The following is a 21,881-nucleotide window of genomic DNA, read 5'->3' as shown; positions in this document are numbered from 1 at the left end:
TTTGTTTTGTATAATGTATTTAGATTATATCCCAGTATAATTTGACGGAGTAATTTGTTTCAATTCAGCTTTAATAGTATCAGAAACTTCTAATGTTTCTATAAAATCAGCAATAGATTTTTGATTAATAGCCTCATTGGTACGTGTAAGTCCTTTTAGTGCTTCATATGGGTTTGGGTATGCTTCCCTTCTCAAGATGGTTTGTATCGCTTCGGCAACAACAGCCCAATTGTTTTCTAGGTCTTCAGCGAATTTTGTTTCATTAAGAAGAAGTTTGTTTAACCCTTTTAGGGTTGCCTGAAAAGCAATAATAGTATGCCCAAAGGGCACGCCTACATTTCTCAATACAGTACTATCCGTAAGATCACGCTGTAGTCTACTTACAGGGAGTTTAGCAGACAGATGCTCAAACAATGCATTAGCAATACCGATGTTTCCTTCACTGTTTTCAAAATCAATCGGGTTTACTTTGTGTGGCATTGCCGAAGAACCGACTTCTCCTTTTTTGATTTTTTGTTTAAAGTAATCCATAGATACATACGTCCAGATATCTCTATCAAGATCAAGTATGATTGTATTAATACGCTTCAGTCCATCAAATAAGGCAGCCATATGGTCATAATGCTCTATTTGCGTCGTAGGAAAAGAATGGTGTAATCCTAGTTTTTCTTGAACAAACTGAGTTCCAAAAGCTTTCCAGTCAATAGTTGGGTATGCTACTTTGTGTGCATTATAATTTCCTGTTGCACCGCCAAATTTTGCAGCACTGGGGATATCGTTCAATAAATCAAATTGAGCATCGAGTCGCGTTACATAGACCTGCAGTTCTTTTCCTAATCGTGTAGGAGAGGCAGGTTGCCCGTGTGTACGCGCTAGCATAGAGATGTCTGACCAATCTGATACCAATGAACTTAATTTTTCTTTTAATTCTAGATAGTTAGGGATATAAACATCACCAATAGCTTCTTTGATACTAAGAGGTATTGCAGTATTATTGATATCCTGAGAGGTAAGCCCAAAATGTATAAATTCTTTATATTCTTGCAAACCGAGTAAGTCGAATTTTTCTTTGATAAAATATTCAACCGCTTTTACATCGTGATTAGTTACTTTTTCTATGTCTTTTATTGCTTGCGCATCTTCGGTAGAAAACGAAGTAAAGATGTCACGTAATTGCGAAAAAATAGTAGTATCAATACTTTTTAATTGCGGTAGCGGAATCTCGCACAATGCAATAAAGTACTCAATTTCTACTAATACTCTGTATTTGATTAGTGCCTCTTCACTAAAAAAAGCACTTAACGATTTAGTTTTTGAAGCATACCGTCCATCAATAGGTGAGATTGCTTGCAAAGGAAATGAAGACATAATTTTCTTTTTTGGAAGCTGCAAAGATAAAGAAGTGGTTTAAACTTTTTTCAATTCGCTACTTGTAATTACAGATTCCCGTAAAAAATATTCAAAATAGCACTTTAAATGTATAGCGAAAGAATAATCAAGCCTTAATACTTATAAGCTCTTATGAAAGCAAAATTATATTTATTTGATCGAGAATTCAACATTTCATTTTTTTAATATAAACAATCATAGTTACATTTTTGTTATTGATACGATGGTAGTACAAATATTTCTATTACCAGAGCTACAGAGAGACCAATAGCAGAAGTTTACCAAGGATTCACCTTGACTTTTTGTTTTTAACCGTTTTTTAAGAGCTAGAAAAAGTTAAGATGAGTTCTAATCGAAAAAAGGAGCTTAGACCTAATCTTGGGACAGCTTTTTTTGAAAAATAAGAGGTCGGCTTTATATCGTCTTTATATCATCGAATCCTGCGATATCTGAAAAAGATCCTGATACCTCAAGTTGATTTCATCTTTAACTAAGCATAGCCGTCGCATGTTTTCAGCTTCTTTTTTTTCTAATCCTTTTTCGCTAAAGAAATTACCAAGTGCAATAAGATCATTTTGTACTGCTATGAGACTAGCTTCGGTAAGTTTAGAGAGTGGATTTTTTTCAATTTTTTCAAAGATAATGGGATATTGACTCAAGTTGAAATACTTCAATTTGTTATGTATCCGTATCGCAAATTGTTTTGTGTTCACTTTTTCCACGGCATATTCCTCATTAATTTTGATGTGTTTTGCTTTGGGTAATATGTTGATTACTTTAACAATGTCACCAGGTTCTAAAAATAATTTTGACATAATCAATGATTTGGTATTAAACTCAGTATAAAAATAAGATGGGATTTTTAATAATATTTACAGTTTTCCGTAATCTGGGTGTTTTTTTTAAAGAAAAATAAAAAACTTTGGTATTCATTACTTTAGGTGCCGAGTTGCACATGCTAAGATCGAAGTGCGAAATCATACGAAAGATGTCTATGTTTGTGTGTAGAGGTGTTGAAATACAGTAATTTAAGTCTATGAATCTATGCTAGAGTAGATCAAAATGTCAGAAATTGGGTTGCTTTTAATTTGAGCTGTACATAGATCTGAAATCTAATTTTGAACAAAAATTATAACCATTAAAGTCTTTTCAGGACCATTCTACAGCGTGCTTGGTATGCAGCACTACCATTACTATACGTGTTTTCGAGTATGTTTTTAAGTTCAGGGTGTACCCAATCGAATTCTGTACCTAATAAATATAAAGAAGTCATCGAATATGCTTTTGCGGCTACTTTTTGATCTGTAATTAGCCAGTCAAAGCAAATTTCTATCATTTTTTCTCGATGCAGTCGACTAAGAGCCTGTTGTATTTGGGGATCTTTTTTTTTGTAGTAGCCAAGCGATAGATATTCGAATATTTTAGCCATTGGTCGCACAGCCTGGTGCTGATATACTTTAGGAGTAATAATAAAGAGACGATCGAGATGGGTAAGCAAAGGTGTTATAGAATCCTTACATAAAAATTCTAATCCCCAAGCAGCCCTAAACGAGATTTCGTCATCGACTTGTTCACAAATAGAGAGCAGTTCGGGCAACAATGTTGGTTGTTGCAGTATCATATGTGCAAAAGAACTTCTTTTTTCTCGCGAATGATTAATGGTAGATAAAATCTCTTTTAGCATGCTCATTTGTACAAAGGTTTCCTTATTTAGAGTAAGACGTTTATGGTATAGATAACTGTAATTAGTCTTAAGCTTGGTCAAGTAAAGTGTTCACTATTTTGGGGATCCCTGTAGTAGCTTTTTCTTTGAGAATCGTAAGATGGGGTTTGGGAGCGATAGCAGGGTTTGGATCAACAAAATATATGGGCGTCTGATTAGGTGCATATTGCAACAAACTAGCCGCAGGATATACCTGCATAGAAGTACCAATTATTAGTAGAATGTCTGCTTTTTCTGTTATTGTAATCGCAGTATTAAGTAGAGGTACTTCTTCGCCAAACCATACGATATGTGGTCGCAATTGCGAGTCGTTTGGGCATAAATCTCCTAAGTTCAGATCTTTTTTCCAGTCAAGAACTAGGTCTTGTGTATGCTGACTACGTACCTTCAGAAGTTCACCATGCAGATGTAAAATAGAAGAACTACCAGCCCGCTCATGCAGATCATCTACATTTTGAGTAATGATAGTAACATTGTATTTTTTTTCTAGAGCAACGAGGCTTAGATGTCCTTGATTTGGTGATACAGTAAGTAATTGGCTTCTTCGTTTGTTATAAAAATCGAGGACCAATGCGGGATTTGCTTCCCATCCGATAGGCGAGGCAACCTCCATAATATCATGACCCTCCCAGAGGCCATTTGCATCCCTAAAGGTGTTAATACCACTTTCTGCACTAATTCCTGCACCAGTCAGGACGACAATGTTCTTCATAGCTGTTCTATATTTTTTTGGGGTGAACTCGTGTCAATTATCAGAGTATTACTTCTTTTATCGATGTTTAGATACGTTTAACGAATGCTTCCCCGTTTTTTTTGGAGTAATTTCCAAAAACCATTGGATCCTTAAAACTACACAAATGGGATGACGAAAAATATAAAAAAACACAATTTTTTACACTTTTTGTTATAAAAAAATGAGGCAAATTAGTAAGGGTTTTAAGATTTATTTAAGGTTTTTCCATATTATTTAGGCTTTTTTACCCTCAAAAAAGAGCGTGTTTGATGGCGGTTTTTTAGTTTTTGGTGTTTTTTTAGATAAAACAACCATAAAACACGATGAGTAACCCCGCATTATTACTAGTAAATAAAGTATTAACGTATTAATGGTACGGTTTTACCGCATCCGACTAAGGTCCTAAATGCCGTACCTTGTAAACGGAATAACATATCGCAAGTAAGCCGAAAATAACTTTTTAATATATACCCTATGAAATATCCATATGTTGTCATTGACAATGATGAGAAAATAGCAGATACTATACAAATTTCTCTAGAAGAAAATTCAGATTATATCTGTACAGGAATTGCTAAGGATGAGCAAGATGCATTGGATTTAATTCTAGAAAGAAGACCACGTATTGTTTTTTTAGAGCCAGAAGTACCGGGTGCCCATGGTGACAAAACGAAGTACTCATTAATCACAGAATTATCGAGATATATGTCTCGCTTACCAGAGTTTGTTGTGATAACCAAAACATCAGATTATGCCATCGAAGGAATCCGTAATCGTATCATGGATTATATCTTGAAACCCTTTGGTAAAAGTCAGGTTAACAGAACGTTGATGCGTTTTGAGAAGGATTTTGGGCAGATAGAAGATAACACCTTATGTTTTAAATCTTATGGCGATTATAAGTTTGTTGATGTAGATGAGATTTTGTATCTCAAAGCAGATAATAATACCACGGATTTTATCATGAATAATGGCGACAAGGTAGAAGCCTTTAAAACCTTAAAACATTTTCAGAATTTATTACCCGATCATTTTGTAAGAATTCATAATAGCTACATTATCAATACGCACTATGTTTCGAGGATTCATTTTGGCAAAGCCAAATGTGCAATTAAGAACACCGATGACATGATCCCGTTTTCTAAATCCTATAAGAATAATGTCGAGGAAATAAGGGATGCTTTGGCCAAGAAAAGCTTAATTTATATATAGCCAATCTAGAATATACACACCTTCAAAAAGACCGTTAGTATCACATTACTTTCGGTCTTTTTTTGTGCTAATTTTTATTTTTTTTATCATATCATTAGTAATTTCTTTCCTACAAAAAACATCATTTATTTAAATTCGACCAATGACCCGTATCTTACGTTCATTTACTTCTAATTGACGTTCAGTTACTAAACACTCTTTAATATATTAGGCGCGAAGACAGAATCGAACTACATTTGTAATGTACAAAACGAACAACAAATGCTTCTCTAGCAAAAATAAAATTGAAGAAGTGTAGTTTTAAGAAATAGAAATCGTGAGCGCGACGATGCACAAACATAACAAACAAACGTAAATAGAGTAACTAAACCCCCCGAAGATCAGTAAGATCTTTTAGAAACTGAAAAGTATAACAACTAAAAAAATTAAGAAGATGAAAATGTTAAAAAATATATTCGCTGTATTAGTACTAAGTTCTTTAATCATTGCCTGTGAGGCCGATAATATTAATGATGAGGTAGGAATTGAAGGAATTGATAAATTGAGTGATGAGGATGATACTGCTGAAACGGAACCTCAGGACAAGTCTATGATTGAAGATGATGAAGCTACAACACAACCAACGGAATCTATGGAAGAGGATGATATTGTGGATACGGACCCCACTACTACTAATAATACCATGATTGAAGATGATAGTGCACAAACGAAACCTATCAAAAAGTTTATGAGTGAAGATGATCAAGTTGAAACTTCACCAATACCGGGAAGATTGATGTTGGAAGATGATATTATCGAAATCAAACCTAAAAAATAAAATTCTAAAACGTTAAAAGTTTTCAAAACAATTTTAAAAAGTTCTAATTATGGTTAGGACTTTTTTGTTTTGTTTAAATTGATTATTTTGGAAATAAAATTTTTATGAGGCTTAATTTATGTTTTTTTCTGTTTATTTTGATCTTTTTTGGATGTGTTGATTCTAATGAAGTTATAGAAAGTCAAGAGTTGAAGTCAAATTTGATACAGACATATATTGATAATTCCGAATTGGAAAAAGCAAATGAGGAAGAAATAAGGAATAATCTGGAGAAAGCTTACGGAATAGCCTCCACACTGGAGAATAATTTATTAAAAATTGAAAAAATTCATGAAATAGGGATTGCTTATTATTCATTGAAAGATTTTGAAAATTATAAGAAAATGAATGAAAAGGCATTGGAAATTTCAAAATTGGTTAATGACTCTTTGAGTATCGCTAAATCCTATTTTCATTTAGGAATTCATTATCGGAAATCAGAAATTGAGATGGCCTATAGCAATTTTTATGAAGCAGAAAAGATTTATACAACTATAAGTACCAAAGGTAGGAATGTTAAGAAAATAGCATTCGATCGCGGAACTGTATTAATAGATTTGGCCCAGATCTTACGAAAAGCTAAAGATTATGGGCAAAGTGAATCCCTTACAATTAGGGCAATTGAAAGTTTTGAAGAATCTGAAAACAAAGTTTACTTACCAATTTGTTATACGAATTTAGGAATTCTAGCAAAATTTTCAGAGCGGTACGAAGAGGCAATTGAATATCACAAAAAGGCAATTGAGTTCTCAAAGGGAACTGAAATGGAGGTTTTGCAGACATTAGTTTCTCTTAATAATATAGGAACGGCGTATAAGTCTCAAAAAAGATATATAGATGCTAAGAATTCTTACAACAAAGCTTTGGCATACAAAGATTTTCTGTCTGAAAACCTTAGAAGACATGCTTTATTATTGGATAATTTAGCCTATGTGAATTTTTTGTCTAAAGATCTGGATAGTATTCCCGATCTTTTTTTTCGTTCCCTAGGTATTAGGGAAAAGATTAATGATCAATCAGGAATAGCTACGAATACATTACATTTGGCAGAGTACTACCAATCAATTAACGAAGATAGTATTGCTAGGGCTTATGCAGAGAGATCTAGAGATATATCGATGAATTTACAAAATAATGAGGAGTTATTAAAGGCATATCAGATTTTATCGGAAGTTTCGGATAGCTATACAGGGTTAGGGTATTCAAAAAAATATATTGCGTTAAATGATAGTTTGGTCAAAGAAGAGCGTTTATTTAGAGATAAATTTGCCCGTATTCGTTTCGAAACCGAGGAGATCGTCGAAGAAAATATCCAGATGAGTAAAGAAAATCAGATCCTGATTATTGCGATTTTGGGACTTACTGCCTTATTTCTTTTAGGATACATCATCTTTAGGCAACAACAAAGCAATAAAGAGCTTCTGTTTGCTAAGAGCCAACAAGAATCCAACGAGGAGACCTATCGACTCATGCTTAGCCAACAAATCAAACTCGAAGAAGGTCGCCAACTCGAGCAAAAAAGAATGTCAGAAGAACTACATGATGGGGTATTAGGCCGTTTGTTTGGGGTACGGCTCAGTCTCGATGGGATCAACCAACGGGTAACCGATGAGTTTAATGATGCCCGTAGCAAGTATATCGATGAGCTCAAATCGATAGAAAAAGAAATCCGATTGATCTCGCATGACCTGGGTACAGAGGCGATCCCGACGGATGTAGCCTATACCGATGCCGTAGAAAGCCTGATCAGTGACCTATGCGATGCGCATAAGATTAATTTTGAGTTTAGCAATGATGAGAACATCGATTGGGAAGAAGTAGATCATCAGAAAAAAGTAAACTTTTTTAGAATAATACAGGAGTCGATGCAGAATATTTTTAAGCATGCAAAGGCAGAATCTATAAAAATTAGTTTCGATTATGTCGAAGATAGCATAAAACTTACTATTTTAGATGATGGAATAGGATTTAAGGCCAATAAAGTCAAAAAAGGAATTGGTCTTAAGAATATTGCATCCAGAGTAAAACAAATGAGTGGGGCAGTAGAGTTCTTAAGTGATGATAGCTCGGGCACCACCGTTTCGGTTGTTGTACCACTCAATACAGCTACTGTTAGTGTCTAATTAATAATAGAGAGGCAAACTATCGTTTCTATGTGTATAGTTGATATGGCGGTTTGTTATTTTTTTAAAACCTAAAAAACGCAAAATTTTTAAGATGAAGAAAAAGCTAAAAGTTCTTATGATCGATGATCACCCAATGATTATAGAAGGATATAAGAATACATTACTGGGAGAAAATCAAAAAGAATATCAGATTAAGATAGATATTGCATCAAATTGCGATGATGCCTATGCCAATATCGTAAAATCTTCAGAGACTACCCCGTATGATATGCTTTTTATAGATATAAAATTACCACCATCTACCGATGGTACGATCACATCTGGTGAGGATTTGGCAAAACATGCAAAACAATTACTACCAAAGGCCCGTGTGATTATACTTACCATGCATAGAGAGGATCATAGAATACATAATATCCTTAAGAATATCAATCCAGCAGGGTTTTTGATCAAAAGTGATTTGACTTCTAGTGAGTTGCTGTTAGCCTTTAATAATATTGTAGAAGGAAAAGCATATTACAGTGCAACAGTGAACGATCATTTTAGAAAAATGATGACCAATAAATTCTCTCTAGATGAGAAAAACCTTAAGATTTTATACCATTTATCTCGTGGTGTAAAAACAAAGAACTTACCTAATTATGTGAGTTTGTCATTAAGTGCAATTGAGAAAAGAAAGAATCAGATCAAAGAGATGTTTTCTATTGCCAAAGCCGATGATCAAAAATTATTAGAAGAAGCTCGTAAAAGAGGATTTATATAGACCGTATAGTATCTCATCATTGATTTGTTATAAAGAATCAATGAGACAGCACAAATGCATAAGCAAAAAGGAGTTACCCACACTGGTTAACTCCTTTTTTACTTATGAAAAGTGGTTTAACTTTTTTGATTCTGGCGAAAAATGAAGATTTTTTGATCAATGGAGGTGTTTTTTGAGCTTTATAGCAGCACTACGGAGCAAGAAAAACTTCTATGTTAAAATCCTAAACCATCTCTTAATACATTCGAAATACCCGAATCTCAAAAAAGGTAATTGTAGGTGATATACCGTGATGTATGTTGAGGGGATTTTTTGTTCTAATATTTTTGACTTAGTAGGGGTATTATGAGTAAAGAAGTGAGGAAAAAACAAAAATTAGAGCTAATTTGAGAATTACTTTACAGTATTCTTGTCAATTTTATAAAAATCATCTTTATTTTCTTCTATAATAGACAAAAACTTAATTTTTTGTTAAAAGTAAGGTTTCTCAGTAGTTTTATTGTGTTTTTAAATCATTGTTTTTCAGTATTTTATATTTAATTTAACTTCGTGGAAATATGTGAATTTATCTTCTTTCGATTCACATTCTAATTACCCCATTTCTATGCTTATTTAATTTTTAACCTTATTAGTTTAAAGAAAAATGACTATGGATGTAATTATTGAACACTCTCAAACAAAAATGTACATTAGAACATACCTGATTGTTTTGATTCATAATCGATCAAAGCATAACTAAACGTAGGTTTTCAGTTTGTTTACGGGGGTTGGTATTGCCTCCTTCATGGCAGCTTCTTTGTGGCCTTACCCCGAATAATATCAGTAATATAAATTAAGTACTGCACCGATTACTTTTGTCAAAGGTTCACAGAATATGGCCCTTTACAGAGGTTTGGTGTTGATATACCAATTGTAAATTCTAAACTTTTATTTTATGAAAAAAAGTACCAGATTAGTAATGACACTTTTTATGATTTGTTTTGTAAAAAGTATATCATACGCACAAACACCCTCGCCCAATGTGGTAATTATTATTGCAGATGATATGGGGTGGTCACAGACAAGTTCTGTAGATACAAGCATGAATAATCCGAGTGATTTTTATGAAACACCGAACATTGATTTGCTTGCCAATGAAGGGATTGCTTTTCCGAATTCGTATGTAAACGGCGCAAATTGCGCCCCAACAAGAGCAGCCATTCTTAGTGGTCAGTGGGCATCAAGGCCGACCAATAATGTATTTGCGGTAAATGGTCTTAATAGGGGAGACGCCAATTCCTTATTAGTTGGGCCTAGTCAGGGATTGTCTAACGGAGAAGATGAAATACCTGCAAGTGCTATTACGATTGCAGAAACCGTAAAAACCTCTCCAGAGGGATATACCACCGCACATTTTGGTAAGTATCACTCAGGAGGTAGTTTAAGTAATGGTCCTACAGATCAAGGATTTGATTTTAATTATGGTGGAGATTCTGATGGGGCACCTGGGTCTTATTTTGCTGCCCTTAATGGCACCGACTGGGAGTTTCATGCGCGAATTGGTCCAGAATTAGATGTATATGCAGATCCATATACCGCCCAAGAATCACTTGATTTGGCAGGAGATAATTCTATCGAAGGAACCAATAAGCATGTTACAGATGCTTTAGGAGATGCTGCATTAGATTTTATGGAAACAAATAAGAGCACACCATTCTTTATGCATTTTAGTAATTATGCAATTCATGGTCCTTGGGGACAAGCCAATGCACGACCAGATCTTTATTCAAAATATGTAGCCAAAAACTCGACAAATCCAAGTCAAATAGGACATGATAATGTTGCTCAAGCAGCAATCTTAGAAGGGATGGATCAAAATATTGGTAGAATTATTGATTACCTTAAGACCACCGCCGATCCGCGTAATCCTGGTAATATGTTATCTGCAAATACCTTGGTGTACTTCATCTCAGATAATGGGGGAGCCAATGGCCCAGAAGATAATGTACCGCTCAAAGGAATGAAAGGAGAATATACAGAAGGAGGAATTCGATCCGTTACTTTTGCCTGGTCAGAAGGCTTACTTGCCAATATGGGAACTATTAATAATACACCAATACAAGCGTTTGACTTGTATCCTACATTGGCAGAAATCACAGGAGCTTCGTTACCATCAGGGTATGATATCGACGGAGTGAGTCAGTGGTCAATGCTCACCGGAGTTAATCCAGATCTTGGTCGAGATGCATTGTACTGGCATTTTCCTGGGTATATTGCCAATAGCCAAAGAGATCAAAGACCTGTTTCTATCATAAGAAAAGGTGATTATAAATTAATTCATTACTATGAAACGGCCTCATACGAGTTATATAATTTAGATACAGATATTGGTGAGGCAACAGATTTACTGGCAGGAAGTCCTGATACTGCAACCTTAACTATTGCCAATGATATGAGTACAGATCTTCTGGCATATTTGATCAATGTATCAGCGCCTTTACCCACCTATAGAAGTACAGGAGCTACAGTACCATTGCCAGAGGTAATAGAGATTACAACACCACCAGTAGACGGGTCTTGCGTTGCGCCAGAAACATACCAGGCACTTTGGAGTTTTGATACTACTTCAGGAACAGATGATGTGTCCTCAAATGGAAATGATGCAATTGCTGTAATTGGTACAATAACATACGATGCTGTAGATTTTAAAGAAGGAGATCAAGCTGCTGTATTTGATGGAGCCACAAAAATACAATACAGTCAAAATCCAGGTCCTTTTATGATTACAGCTACATCGGCGAGAACCATTACTATGTGGGTAAAACCATCTTCTTTCTCAGGAATTCAAGATTTGTTTGAAGAGGGAGGAGGATCAAGAGGTTTTGTGATTCGTCTTAACGGAACCAATGTAGAGACTATAGTGCGAAGTAGTAATTCGGCTTCAGATTCATTGAGCGCAGCATTTCCTAATGACGGAGATTGGCATCATATTGCATTAGTATATAATGGTTCACTTAGTAGTCATCAATTATATATTGATGGAGTGTTAACAAGTTCTAGTGGTGCAGCCGCAGCCTCGATTGCCAATCATACCGGTGCTGGTGGATTAGGAGGTGTACAAACAAGGGATAGTTTTGGGGTAACCGCAGATAGTTTTTATACAGGAAAAATGGATGCTGTTGCCGTATATAATGCTGCATTGTCAGGATCACAGGTATTATCAGCAGCCTGTTTAGAAGATAATACAACGCCGTGTACTTATACAGTGATTAATACAGAAGGATTTGAGACCGATTGGGGAATCTGGAATGATGGCGGTGTAGATGCTGATAGAAATATAGCAGATGCCGCTTATGCTAATACGGGTAGCTATTGTATCGAATTACAAGACAATACAGATGAATCTGTAATGACTACAAATACACTAGACTTATCTCCTTACGAAGAGTTAACGGTTGATTTTTCATATATCTGTGTAAGTATGGATAATGTAAATGAAGATTTCTGGGTACAGATATCGACAGATGCAGGAGCTTCTTTTGTAACTGTTGCAGAATGGAACCTTAATGATGAGTTTGTAAATAATCAGCGTAATCCTGGTCAGGCACTTATTGCGGGACCATTTACAACAACTACTCAACTGCGATTTAGAGCAGATGCATCAGGAAATCAGGATTGGGTCTATATAGATGATGTTGTAATTAGTGGTTGTCAAAGTGCAGCTGCACGAATAGCTTCGGGTGTAGAAGAAAATCAAGTAATTTCAGAAAACATAGCGATAACTGAAGAAGGTACTGTACAAAGTAAATTTTCTGCATCAGTATATCCGAGTATGTTTACCGAGGAAATCTTTATTTCGTTAAAAGGTATAAATGCCAAACAAATAGAAGTTCAGATGTTTAACAGTATCGGGCAGAGAGTATACATTAAATCTTTTAATGCAGAAGAAAAAATCAGAATTGCATCTCCATCAATTCCTGCAGGGCAATATTTTATGCAGATACATTCAGGAAATGACGTAGTAATAAAGCAGCTTATTAAAATGTAAGATTGGGTTTATATTAATAAGTGTATTGTGCCAAATGAGTTTGAAAAATATTTCTTACTCATTTGGTTTTTTATATCTTTTCAGTGAAAATCAAAACAGTTCACGCATTACACTGAATTTGTCTATGTGCATAACGAAACAAGGTTTTTGATTACTATAGGCCAATACCAGAAAGTCTAGTCATATGGATGTTTTCTGATTGTTCTCTAAACCCACTTTATGCAGCAGAACTTTGTTGTAAAGCGTTCAAGTGCAATAAAGAAGGGCATTTCTCACTTTCTGCCTAGCACCGCGACAGAAAGTATAAAATGATGCTAAACGTTTGTTTTTGAAGCTATTGAAGGTCGCTGTAGATTTTTTAATGCATACGCTGGGTTTAAGTAATAAAATTGAATCAATTTAATAACAAAGTCGAAATATGAAATATTCACTTGAAAAAAAGTGTTCAGAAATACAACATCAAACCCGTTCCTTCTGTATGTTCGTTTTATTTATAATAGGTAGTATGGTGTGTGCCTGTAAAAATGATAAATCTGAAACTTCTGTAACTAAGGAAAAGGAAAATACAATACGTATAAAAAGTAAAGATAGCATCCCTTCTGGGATGGTTTGGATTCCTGAAGGGACATTTTTTCAGGGAGCGAAGAAATCTGATACATTAGCTATGGCACACGAAATGCCTAGACACTCTGTTCATATAGATAGTTTTTTAATAGATATACATGAAGTAACGAATGCGCAGTTCGATAAATTTGTACAAGAAACAAAGTATATAACATTAGCAGAAAGGCCTGTAGATTGGGAGGAGTTGCGCAAGCAATTACCCCCGGGAACCCCAAAGCCAGCAGATTCAATCCTACAACCGGGATCATTGATTTTTAAGGACCGACCTGATGGAGTAGCTAATTTATATAATTTTTCGCAGTGGTGGGAATGGAAAAACGGAGCAAACTGGAAGCACCCACAAGGACCAGAAAGTGATATCCTCGGAAAAGAAAACTATCCAGTAGTTCATGTAGCATACGAAGATGCTTTGGCATATTGTAAATGGGCAGGTAGAGAATTGCCAACTGAAGCCCAGTGGGAGTACGCCGCAACGGGAGGTGAAAAAAACAAAGTATTTTTTTGGGGAAATCAATTAGAAGCTGTCGCTGCTATGGCCAACACCTACACCGGAGATTTTCCTAAAAATGATGATAAAAGTGATGGGTATAGTAACACTGCACCTGTAAAAACATACCCTGCGAATAACTTTGGGTTATATGACACAGCAGGAAATGTGTGGGAATGGACATCAGATTGGTATGATCCGAACTATTACTCACAAATACACGAACAGGTTTTAAGTAATCCTTCTGGACCCAATCAGCCAATCAATGGTAGACCAGAAAAAGTAATAAAAGGAGGTTCCTTTTTGTGCAATGACACTTATTGCGCAAGTTTCAGAATTTCTGCCAGAATGGGAAATAGCCTAGATTCGTCTTCAGAGCATAAGGGCTTTAGAACGATCATTAATAAATAGTAAGCAAAAAAGGAAAATGTTAATTTGTTAAGGTTTTTAGATAGAAAAACCGTAATAAAAGCAATTTTTTTTGTTTAAAATGTAATTTTATTGTGTTTTTTTAGAGGTATTATGTGTTTTTGTGATAGATATGTCATAAAAACGATTTTTTTCGCAATTTTAATGAGTTTAACAGTGGATATTTTAGTATTACTGTTTTAACGTATAAATTTTGAGTTTGTATGGTATTTATTATCAAAGTTTTATACATAACTTTAACATAATGTTCAGAGATAATGATTGATTTTAGAATTTAGTAAGTAGTTTTTTAATAGTATAAAAGAATCTGTTTGTTTCTAATCTTGCTTTTTTAGCATATTAATTTTAGAAATAAAAGATGAAATACATAAATATACCTTAGTTAAGGAATTTTGGCGAGCCAATTAACTAAGGGAAATGAATAACGATAAATTTTAATAACATCAACTATGATAAAGTTGCTTTCGCATACTTCAAAGGTACTGTTACAACCTATTCTTTCTTTTTGTTTTCTTAGAGTCTTCAAGAATAATTTAGTTTTACCCAATATTAGTCCTATAGATATACGTTTTTTTATATCCGTAAATAGGTGCTTTTTTTCTTTTCTAAAGAAAACTTCCGAAATACATATTAATAGCATAAGAAATATTCAAAATATTTCTAATTCACAAAGAGAAGTATCTGCCTTCTATCCTTGCATATCTTTTTAAACGATTTACCAAATAATCATATTACGTGCTTATGAAAGTTTTTACACGATTATTACTCAATAAACAGTCACATACAAGAAATATCTTTTTTAATATTTTTAGAGATCATAAATGTATTGTAAGTAAGAGTTTTTCTAATAGTCTTAAATCATTACTGTTTCTATGCCTATTAAGTATAGGTAGCACCAGTTACGGACAAGCAACCGTTCCTTTTAATTGTCCTAGTACCTTGTTTCAGGCAATTAACGGAGAATTAAGACCCTATAATCCATCCGATGGTTCTTATGGGACACCGCTTAGTACACTCCAAATATATAACGCAGGGGGGTACAATACTGTCGATGATTACTTATATGCTGTTGTAGAGCTTACAGATACCGGAGGATCTCCGCAAAGTTTAGCAAATCATTTAATTCGTATTGATAGTAATGGTGATTTTGATGATCTGGGAGAATTAGATACCACACCTGCTTCAAGTTACATTGCAGGAGATGTAGCAAATGATAGGTTATATATGAGAGATGGACGAAACCTTCGTTATATAGACAATGTATCAACCTTGACTTCGAATCCTTTAGGAACAGTAACCACGGTATTGTTAAATAATGCTTTTTGGAATAACAATCCAGGAGCAATGGCAGCACTTGATCTTGTATATATCAGTAGTGAAAATTCATTTTATGGAGTCGATGGAGTAGAATTATATATTTGGGACCTGGATATCCCTGACCGAAGTATTGTTCCTATCACAGGAGATCTTCCTACTACAGGTGTTACCAATTATGGTGCTGTGTTTACAGATAATCAGAGTCGTTTATATATCGCTAATAATGGAGGAGGATTATTTCTTGTAGACGGATATGCTACAGGAACTCCTACAGCCGCACTTATTGGTCCTTCTGATAATACACAAAGAAATGATGGTTTTTCTTGTTCAACGACCATTTCGGCAGTAGATCTTGATGAAGATAATATTGTTGATAATACAGATTTAGATGCAGATGGAGATGGTATTCCTAATTTAGATGAATCTCCTTCAGATCCTTATGGCGATGCTGATATGGATAACGTGTTTACATATTTAGATGATGATGATAGTACTGGAGGTATAGGTAATATTGATGGTTTGGTAGAAGTAAGTTTCGATACAGACGGTGATGGTATTCCTGATTTTTTTGATTTAGATAGTGATAATGATGGTATTTATGATGTTGTAGAAGCTGGGCATGGTTTGCCACATACCGATGGAAGAATAACAAATCAAGATACGGGATCAGGAGGTAATGGATTGTTTGATGGTTTAGAGACCCCAGCCGATTCAGGGACAATTAATTATACAATCGCAGATACAGATATTGCAGGAGATCCAGATTTTCAGTCCACCGATGCAGACGGAGACTCATGTCCCGATGCCATAGAAGGTGATGGTACATTTGTAGCAGGTGATCTAGATGGGGATAATAGTTTAGGAGATACAGTTGATGATAATGGCGTACCCACAAATGCAGGCAGTCCGCAGGATACAACTACGGCCGTAACAGATCCATTAGATGCCACTGCATGTCCGTCTAGTTCATTGACACCATTTGATTGCCCAAGTGCGTTTTATCAGATAATATCGGGAGAGTTAAAAACATATGACCCTATTTCGGGAGAATATTCGGATCCAATTGCCACAACAGAAGTATACAATGCCACAGGGTATAATATTGCAGATGATTATGTATATGCAATAGGAAAAGGTGGGGCGAGTAGTCCCATACAGAACCATTTAATTAGGGTAGGAATAGATGGAGCTATTGAGGACCTTGGAGCCATTTCTGGATGGAGTAGTGGCGGAATCTCAGGAGATGTAGATGACGCTGATAATTTATGGATTAATGTGGGTCAAGAATATCATAAAATCGAGAATTTGTCAACACTTCCGGTAGGAGGAACACCACCTTTAGTAAGTGTTACATTTACGGGTATTGGTGGGGGTGCAATTCCTTCAACAACAGTAAATGATGTCGTTTTTATTAACGGAAATCTATACGGTGTAAACGATAATCAAGAATTAGTAGTGTGGGATCTCACATTAGAAGAAAAATATACAGTTCCGGGATTAACAACGCCCACGGCAACTAATTTTGGGGCTGCCTTTACGGATTCAGAAGACAGATTGTACGTTTCTTATAACGATGGTGGATTATATTTGATTAATGATTATACCACGGGAACCCCTTTTGAGTCCTTGCTAAATAATACAATAGTTACTACTAGTAATGACGGGTTTGCATGTCCTCTCGGTGATTCGGCAATTGACGATGATGATGATTTTACCTTAGATCCATTAGATTTAGATGTCGATGGTGATGGGATTACAAATATTGATGAGTCTCCCTCTGATCCATATGCCGATTTAGATGCAGATGGTAATTTTGCATATTTAGATGATGATGATACTATAGGCGGTATAGGTAACGATGATGGTTTGATACAGCCTGAGTTTGATACCGATGGTGATGGCGTGCCTGATTTCTTTGATCTGGATAGTGATAACGATGGGATATATGATGTAGTTGAAGCGGGTCACGGTTTACCTCATACTGATGGTGTCATTACGGGACAAGATACAGGGTCAGGAAGCAATGGTCTTTTTGATGGAGTAGAAACTATGGCTGATTCAGGAACAATTAGTTATACAATAGCGGATACTGATGTAGCAGGAAATCCGAATTTTCAGTCTACAGATTCAGACGGAGATGGCTGCCCAGATGCATTAGAGGGAGCAGGTTTTTTCGAGACTGCTGATCTTGATGTAGATGATAGTTTGGGTGATACAGTAGATGAAAATGGTTTGCCAACAGTGGCAGGTAGTCCTCAGGGTACAACTACTTCAGTTACCGATAGTGGTGATGATAGTATTTGTACCAGCGCCGATGATGGTGATGGCGTAGATCAGGCGGTAGAAGATGCAGGACCTAATGGAGGAGATGCAAACGATGATGGCATATTAGATTCTCAGCAATCTAATGTTGCATCAAGACCGGATGGATCTGGGATGGGAACTTATGTGTCTTTAGAAGTTTCTCAAACAACCCCAGTAAATGGAGACTGTACTTCTATTATTCGAATGGAAATTGAAGAGGAAGAAGATCAGGTCTCTTTAGATCCAACCTATGAATACCCTTTGGGGCTTCTTGATTTTACACTAGAATGTGCAGGAGTAGGAGAAGGTGCGTTTGTAAAATATTATTGGTACGGAATTTCAGGCCTGGCATTACGAGATGTATATCGCAAGTTTGGCCCACCTACTCCTGATGGAGTAAGCACTTATGAAAATTATACGGTCACAGAAGCCATAGAAAGAATTGGTGCAGCAGATGTCTATACTGTTACTTATACATTAACAGATAATGCTCCTGGAGATGAAACTTCTCTAGATGCTATTATTATTGACCCTACAGGTCCCGCCGTATCACCTTCTGATTATGATGGTGATTTAGTGGGGAATCTAGAAGATTTAGATGATGATAACGATGGGATTATAGATACAGATGAATGTGCAGTTCCAGCAGTTGATACAGATTTTAATAATTGGGATAGAACAGGGACTAGTTGGACGATTACAGCTATGGGTGCCAATGCTCAAAATCAATCAAATAGTGCCACAAATGAAGATATATGTTATTCTGTAACTGATGTTTCTTCTATTACTAATGCTACTGAGGTGACCTTAGAGTTGTCGGTGCGTACCAACGGTTCTAGTAATGTAATTTTAAACAACCTCTTTGCAGATCTAGTACTTAATGTAAATGGTACAGACTATGCTACATTCACAAATCCTGATGATAACGTTAGTACTAATACAACAGTTTCTACAAGCAATGGTGCAACAGCTTCGTTAGCATCCTTTCCTATTTCAACAACATCAGGAGCCTTTACGTCTATTTCGGTGACTATTCCTTGGTCAGGAGCAGCAATAATGGATATTTGTTATGTTTTTACTGCAAATGGTGACGATTGGGATGTCTCTACATCTCTTGTTGGAGCAGCAGATGATTATGCTTGTGATACTGATGGGGACACATTGCCGGATCATAGGGATTTTGATAGTGATGCAGATGATTGTGTAGATGCCGATGAGGCATATGGTGCCTCGGGTACAGATAGTAATGCTGATGGAACCTATGGCGGGGTAATTTCGGGAGCAGAGGTAAACGTTAATGGATTGGTTACAGCCGCTGGTATTAATGGTACAGACGATGGATACACAACTACCCCTGCAACCTTAACCACTCCAGTTGGAAATAGTTTTCAAATAGCAACAGAAGTAGATGTAAATGCGATAGCGCTTACAGATCAATTGATATTAGAGGGGGCGGGAACTAGTTTTACAATTACTAGTGCAGGTGCTACAAGCACCACAACCTATACAGTGCCGGGTACTCCAGATTACACAGCAAGTCCAACAGATGTTTCTACAAGTTTGGTATATCAATGGCAGCGTAATGGTGTTGATATTGATGGCACGACAGATGGAGGAGTATATTCAGGGTTCTCAGGAACAGGAGTGGCACCACTGCCAGAATTAACAATATCCGATGTAACAGGATTAGAAGGGAATGTGTATAATTTGGTGATTACTCATCCTGATAATCCATGTATTTTAATAGAACATAGTGCTATACTAGGGGTAGATATCGATACTGATAATGATGATGTAGGAAATTATACAGATTTAGATGATGATAATGATGGTATATTGGATTCAGAAGAGTGCGGTGTATCAACTACTTTGGGATTAGCAGTTTCAGGAAGCGACCCCAATTTTGTATTAACCGATTCGGATGGTGTGGTCTATAATGATGTTGTAAGTACGGGAGGAACTGCGACTCCAACAATTTCAGAAATAGGGGGAAGTAGTATACGAGCTCTTTGGGATATAAGTTCTGGGACAAATGGGGATACCATTTTTGTAACCCATACATTTGATGAAGGGGTTTCTGGAGCAAAAGTTGAAGTGCCTTCTACGACTTTTAGAAATTCAGATGTAATTATCTGGACAATTACTTGGACAGGTGGATTTGCAGGAGCTACAGGAACAGCAATAGATAATAACGCACAAAATGCTACATCAGAGAATATTTATGATCCTTCATCAACCGGATCTTCTCCTATATTCGCTAACACTGTAGTTAGTAATGGATATCAATTTGTTTTAGACAATGATGGGGATCTGTATGAAGCAGTAACCCCTAATGGGGAAGGAACTACCCTAACGAGTAATTATGATTTTGATATTGTTTTACCGAATGGTATTACAGAGGTCACAATAACCGGAACTGTTAGAAACAGTGGAACCTTTGATTATGCTGATGAATTTATGGAGTTGGATTTTTCTGAAGCGGTATTTACTACAGATTGTAGTTTAGATACTGATGGCGATGGTGATCCAGATCGTTTAGATACTGACAGTGATGATGACGGCTGTACTGATGCTGATGAGGCGTATGGAGATCAGGATACTGATTTTGATAACAATGGTACGTTTGGTACAGGGGTGCTGACTAATACAGATGTCGATGGCGATGGTTTGGTAACGGCTGCCGGTGTAACTGCTAGTGCCTATGATACAACACCAGCAACCACTGCTGGGGGGCAAAATACTTTTCAAGAGGCTATAACCACCCAAGTGACTACAGATCCAGTAGATGCCTCAGTTTTTGATGGCGAAACAGCAGATTTTACTGCCATAGTAATTGCATTTGCTGCACCTACTACAGATCCTGCTACGACAGCCAGTACTGATTTAATCTATCAATGGCAAGTAAGTACGGATGATGGAAATACTTTTACTGATGTTGTTGGCGGTAGTGGTGGTTCAGGAACTACTGTATCAGGGGCGCTATTAACCTATACAACTCCTGCATTGACTACAACAGATTCTGGTAATCAATATCAAGTTGTTATTACTAATGAAGCTAATATTTGTGAACAAGTAAGCGGAGCAGCTACACTTTTTGTAGATTCTGATAGCGATAATGATGGTGTAGGGAATAGTGCCGATTTAGATGATGATAATGATGGGATTTTGGATAGTGTAGAATGTCCAACTTTTACAGTTGTAGATAAGCAAATAATTAATTTCCCCGATTTAGCTAGTTCGCAACCAAGTAATGTTGGTGTACTGACAAGTAATGGTGAAACTATTAACGTAAATGCTTTGACTTCTAATAATTTTAGGAATGGCGCAGGCGCGGGTAATTTACGATTATTTGAGAGAAATACTCAAACAATAACGATTACACCTGATGTACCTTTAACAGATATTGAAATTTATATTGGCGATCTATTCTATGAAACATCAGCTTCAGCTAGTAATTTAATAGGTGATTTCACTTTTACCTTTCTTGATGGTTCGATATTATCAAATGCTACATTTGTTATTAACAGTGTTCCAGGAGATTTCCCCACACCTCCAGCTATTTCTGATTTATTAGTTCAAACGAATATAGCAGGTATTGATTACGTAGCTGCTCCCACACCTTCAGGAGGAACTCCCCAAGGATTCGGATACTTAACTTTTAATTCATTATTAAGAAATACGATAGTTTCTAAAGGAGGCGTTACCCAAATTACAATTTCATTAATTGGTAATTCTTCTACTAATGTTACTGCTGAACTAGGTTTAAAAGCTAATATTCTGGCTTCAGAATTTTGTGATTCAGATAACGATGGGCTGCCAAATAATTTAGATACAGATACTGACAACGATGGTTGTAGTGATTCAGATGAGGCGTATGGAGCATCTGGTACG

At 36.0% G+C, this 21,881-nt stretch carries 11 protein-coding genes; 7 read left to right on the top strand and 4 right to left on the bottom strand.

Annotated features, from left to right (window positions below):
- Nucleotides 1–24: 24 nt before the first annotated feature.
- The 4 genes from purB to DZ60_RS0107005 form a co-directional block, all read right to left on the bottom strand.
- Nucleotides 25–1,368: an adenylosuccinate lyase gene (gene purB, locus DZ60_RS0107020; RefSeq protein ID WP_025741381.1), complete on the bottom strand. Its 1,344-nt coding sequence runs from the start codon at nt 1,366–1,368 to the stop codon at nt 25–27.
- 446 nt (nt 1,369–1,814) lie between these two features.
- The gene (locus tag DZ60_RS0107015) at nt 1,815–2,204 is read right to left on the bottom strand and encodes a hypothetical protein (protein WP_025741380.1); all 390 of its coding nucleotides are present in this window, start codon (nt 2,202–2,204) and stop codon (nt 1,815–1,817) included.
- A gap of 323 nt (nt 2,205–2,527) precedes the next feature.
- The gene (locus tag DZ60_RS0107010; RefSeq protein WP_034229019.1) at nt 2,528–3,079 is read right to left on the bottom strand and encodes a hypothetical protein; all 552 of its coding nucleotides are present in this window, start codon (nt 3,077–3,079) and stop codon (nt 2,528–2,530) included.
- Between the two features lie 61 nt (nt 3,080–3,140).
- The gene (locus DZ60_RS0107005) at nt 3,141–3,824 is read right to left on the bottom strand and encodes an SIR2 family NAD-dependent protein deacylase (RefSeq protein ID WP_025741378.1); all 684 of its coding nucleotides are present in this window, start codon (nt 3,822–3,824) and stop codon (nt 3,141–3,143) included.
- 495 nt (nt 3,825–4,319) lie between these two features.
- Here DZ60_RS0107005 and DZ60_RS0107000 point away from each other — a divergent pair, with 495 nt between their 5' ends.
- The 7 genes from DZ60_RS0107000 to DZ60_RS22655 form a co-directional block, all read left to right on the top strand.
- The gene (locus tag DZ60_RS0107000; protein ID WP_025741377.1) at nt 4,320–5,057 is read left to right on the top strand and encodes a LytR/AlgR family response regulator transcription factor; all 738 of its coding nucleotides are present in this window, start codon (nt 4,320–4,322) and stop codon (nt 5,055–5,057) included.
- Between the two features lie 433 nt (nt 5,058–5,490).
- Nucleotides 5,491–5,874, top strand: a complete 384-nt coding sequence (locus tag DZ60_RS0106995) for a hypothetical protein (RefSeq protein ID WP_025741376.1) — start codon at nt 5,491–5,493, stop codon at nt 5,872–5,874.
- A gap of 104 nt (nt 5,875–5,978) precedes the next feature.
- Nucleotides 5,979–8,036, top strand: a complete 2,058-nt coding sequence (locus DZ60_RS0106990; RefSeq protein WP_025741375.1) for a tetratricopeptide repeat-containing sensor histidine kinase — start codon at nt 5,979–5,981, stop codon at nt 8,034–8,036.
- A 94-nt stretch (nt 8,037–8,130) separates the two neighbouring features.
- Entirely contained in the window at nt 8,131–8,802 is a 672-nt protein-coding gene (locus DZ60_RS0106985; protein ID WP_025741374.1) for a response regulator, read from the top strand.
- Between the two features lie 934 nt (nt 8,803–9,736).
- A complete protein-coding gene (locus DZ60_RS0106980; RefSeq protein WP_034229016.1) occupies nt 9,737–12,829 on the top strand; it encodes a sulfatase-like hydrolase/transferase in 3,093 nt (1,030 codons plus the stop codon).
- A gap of 418 nt (nt 12,830–13,247) precedes the next feature.
- A complete protein-coding gene (locus DZ60_RS0106975; RefSeq protein ID WP_241448728.1) occupies nt 13,248–14,351 on the top strand; it encodes a formylglycine-generating enzyme family protein in 1,104 nt (367 codons plus the stop codon).
- Between the two features lie 759 nt (nt 14,352–15,110).
- Nucleotides 15,111–21,881 (top strand): beta strand repeat-containing protein (locus DZ60_RS22655; RefSeq protein WP_034229014.1); only part of this gene is annotated, 6,771 nt, incomplete at its 3' end.

It is taken from the genome of Aquimarina pacifica (assembly GCF_000520955.1).
Taxonomy (GTDB): Bacteria; Bacteroidota; Bacteroidia; order Flavobacteriales; family Flavobacteriaceae; genus Aquimarina; species Aquimarina pacifica.
Note: the sequence above shows the minus strand (reverse complement) of the source record. Positions and strands in the feature narration are given on the sequence as shown.

What these genes read in the sequence shown, in the direction of transcription:
- purB (WP_025741381.1), bottom strand. Translation starts at nt 1,368, where the DNA reads ATGTCTTCATTTCCTTTGCAAGCAATCTCACCTATTGATGGACGGTAT.
- DZ60_RS0107015 (WP_025741380.1), bottom strand. Translation starts at nt 2,204, where the DNA reads ATGTCAAAATTATTTTTAGAACCTGGTGACATTGTTAAAGTAATCAAC.
- DZ60_RS0107010 (WP_034229019.1), bottom strand. Translation starts at nt 3,079, where the DNA reads ATGAGCATGCTAAAAGAGATTTTATCTACCATTAATCATTCGCGAGAA.
- DZ60_RS0107005 (WP_025741378.1), bottom strand. Translation starts at nt 3,824, where the DNA reads ATGAAGAACATTGTCGTCCTGACTGGTGCAGGAATTAGTGCAGAAAGT.
- DZ60_RS0107000 (WP_025741377.1), top strand. Translation starts at nt 4,320, where the DNA reads ATGAAATATCCATATGTTGTCATTGACAATGATGAGAAAATAGCAGAT.
- DZ60_RS0106995 (WP_025741376.1), top strand. Translation starts at nt 5,491, where the DNA reads ATGAAAATGTTAAAAAATATATTCGCTGTATTAGTACTAAGTTCTTTA.
- DZ60_RS0106990 (WP_025741375.1), top strand. Translation starts at nt 5,979, where the DNA reads ATGAGGCTTAATTTATGTTTTTTTCTGTTTATTTTGATCTTTTTTGGA.
- DZ60_RS0106985 (WP_025741374.1), top strand. Translation starts at nt 8,131, where the DNA reads ATGAAGAAAAAGCTAAAAGTTCTTATGATCGATGATCACCCAATGATT.
- DZ60_RS0106980 (WP_034229016.1), top strand. Translation starts at nt 9,737, where the DNA reads ATGAAAAAAAGTACCAGATTAGTAATGACACTTTTTATGATTTGTTTT.
- DZ60_RS0106975 (WP_241448728.1), top strand. Translation starts at nt 13,248, where the DNA reads ATGAAATATTCACTTGAAAAAAAGTGTTCAGAAATACAACATCAAACC.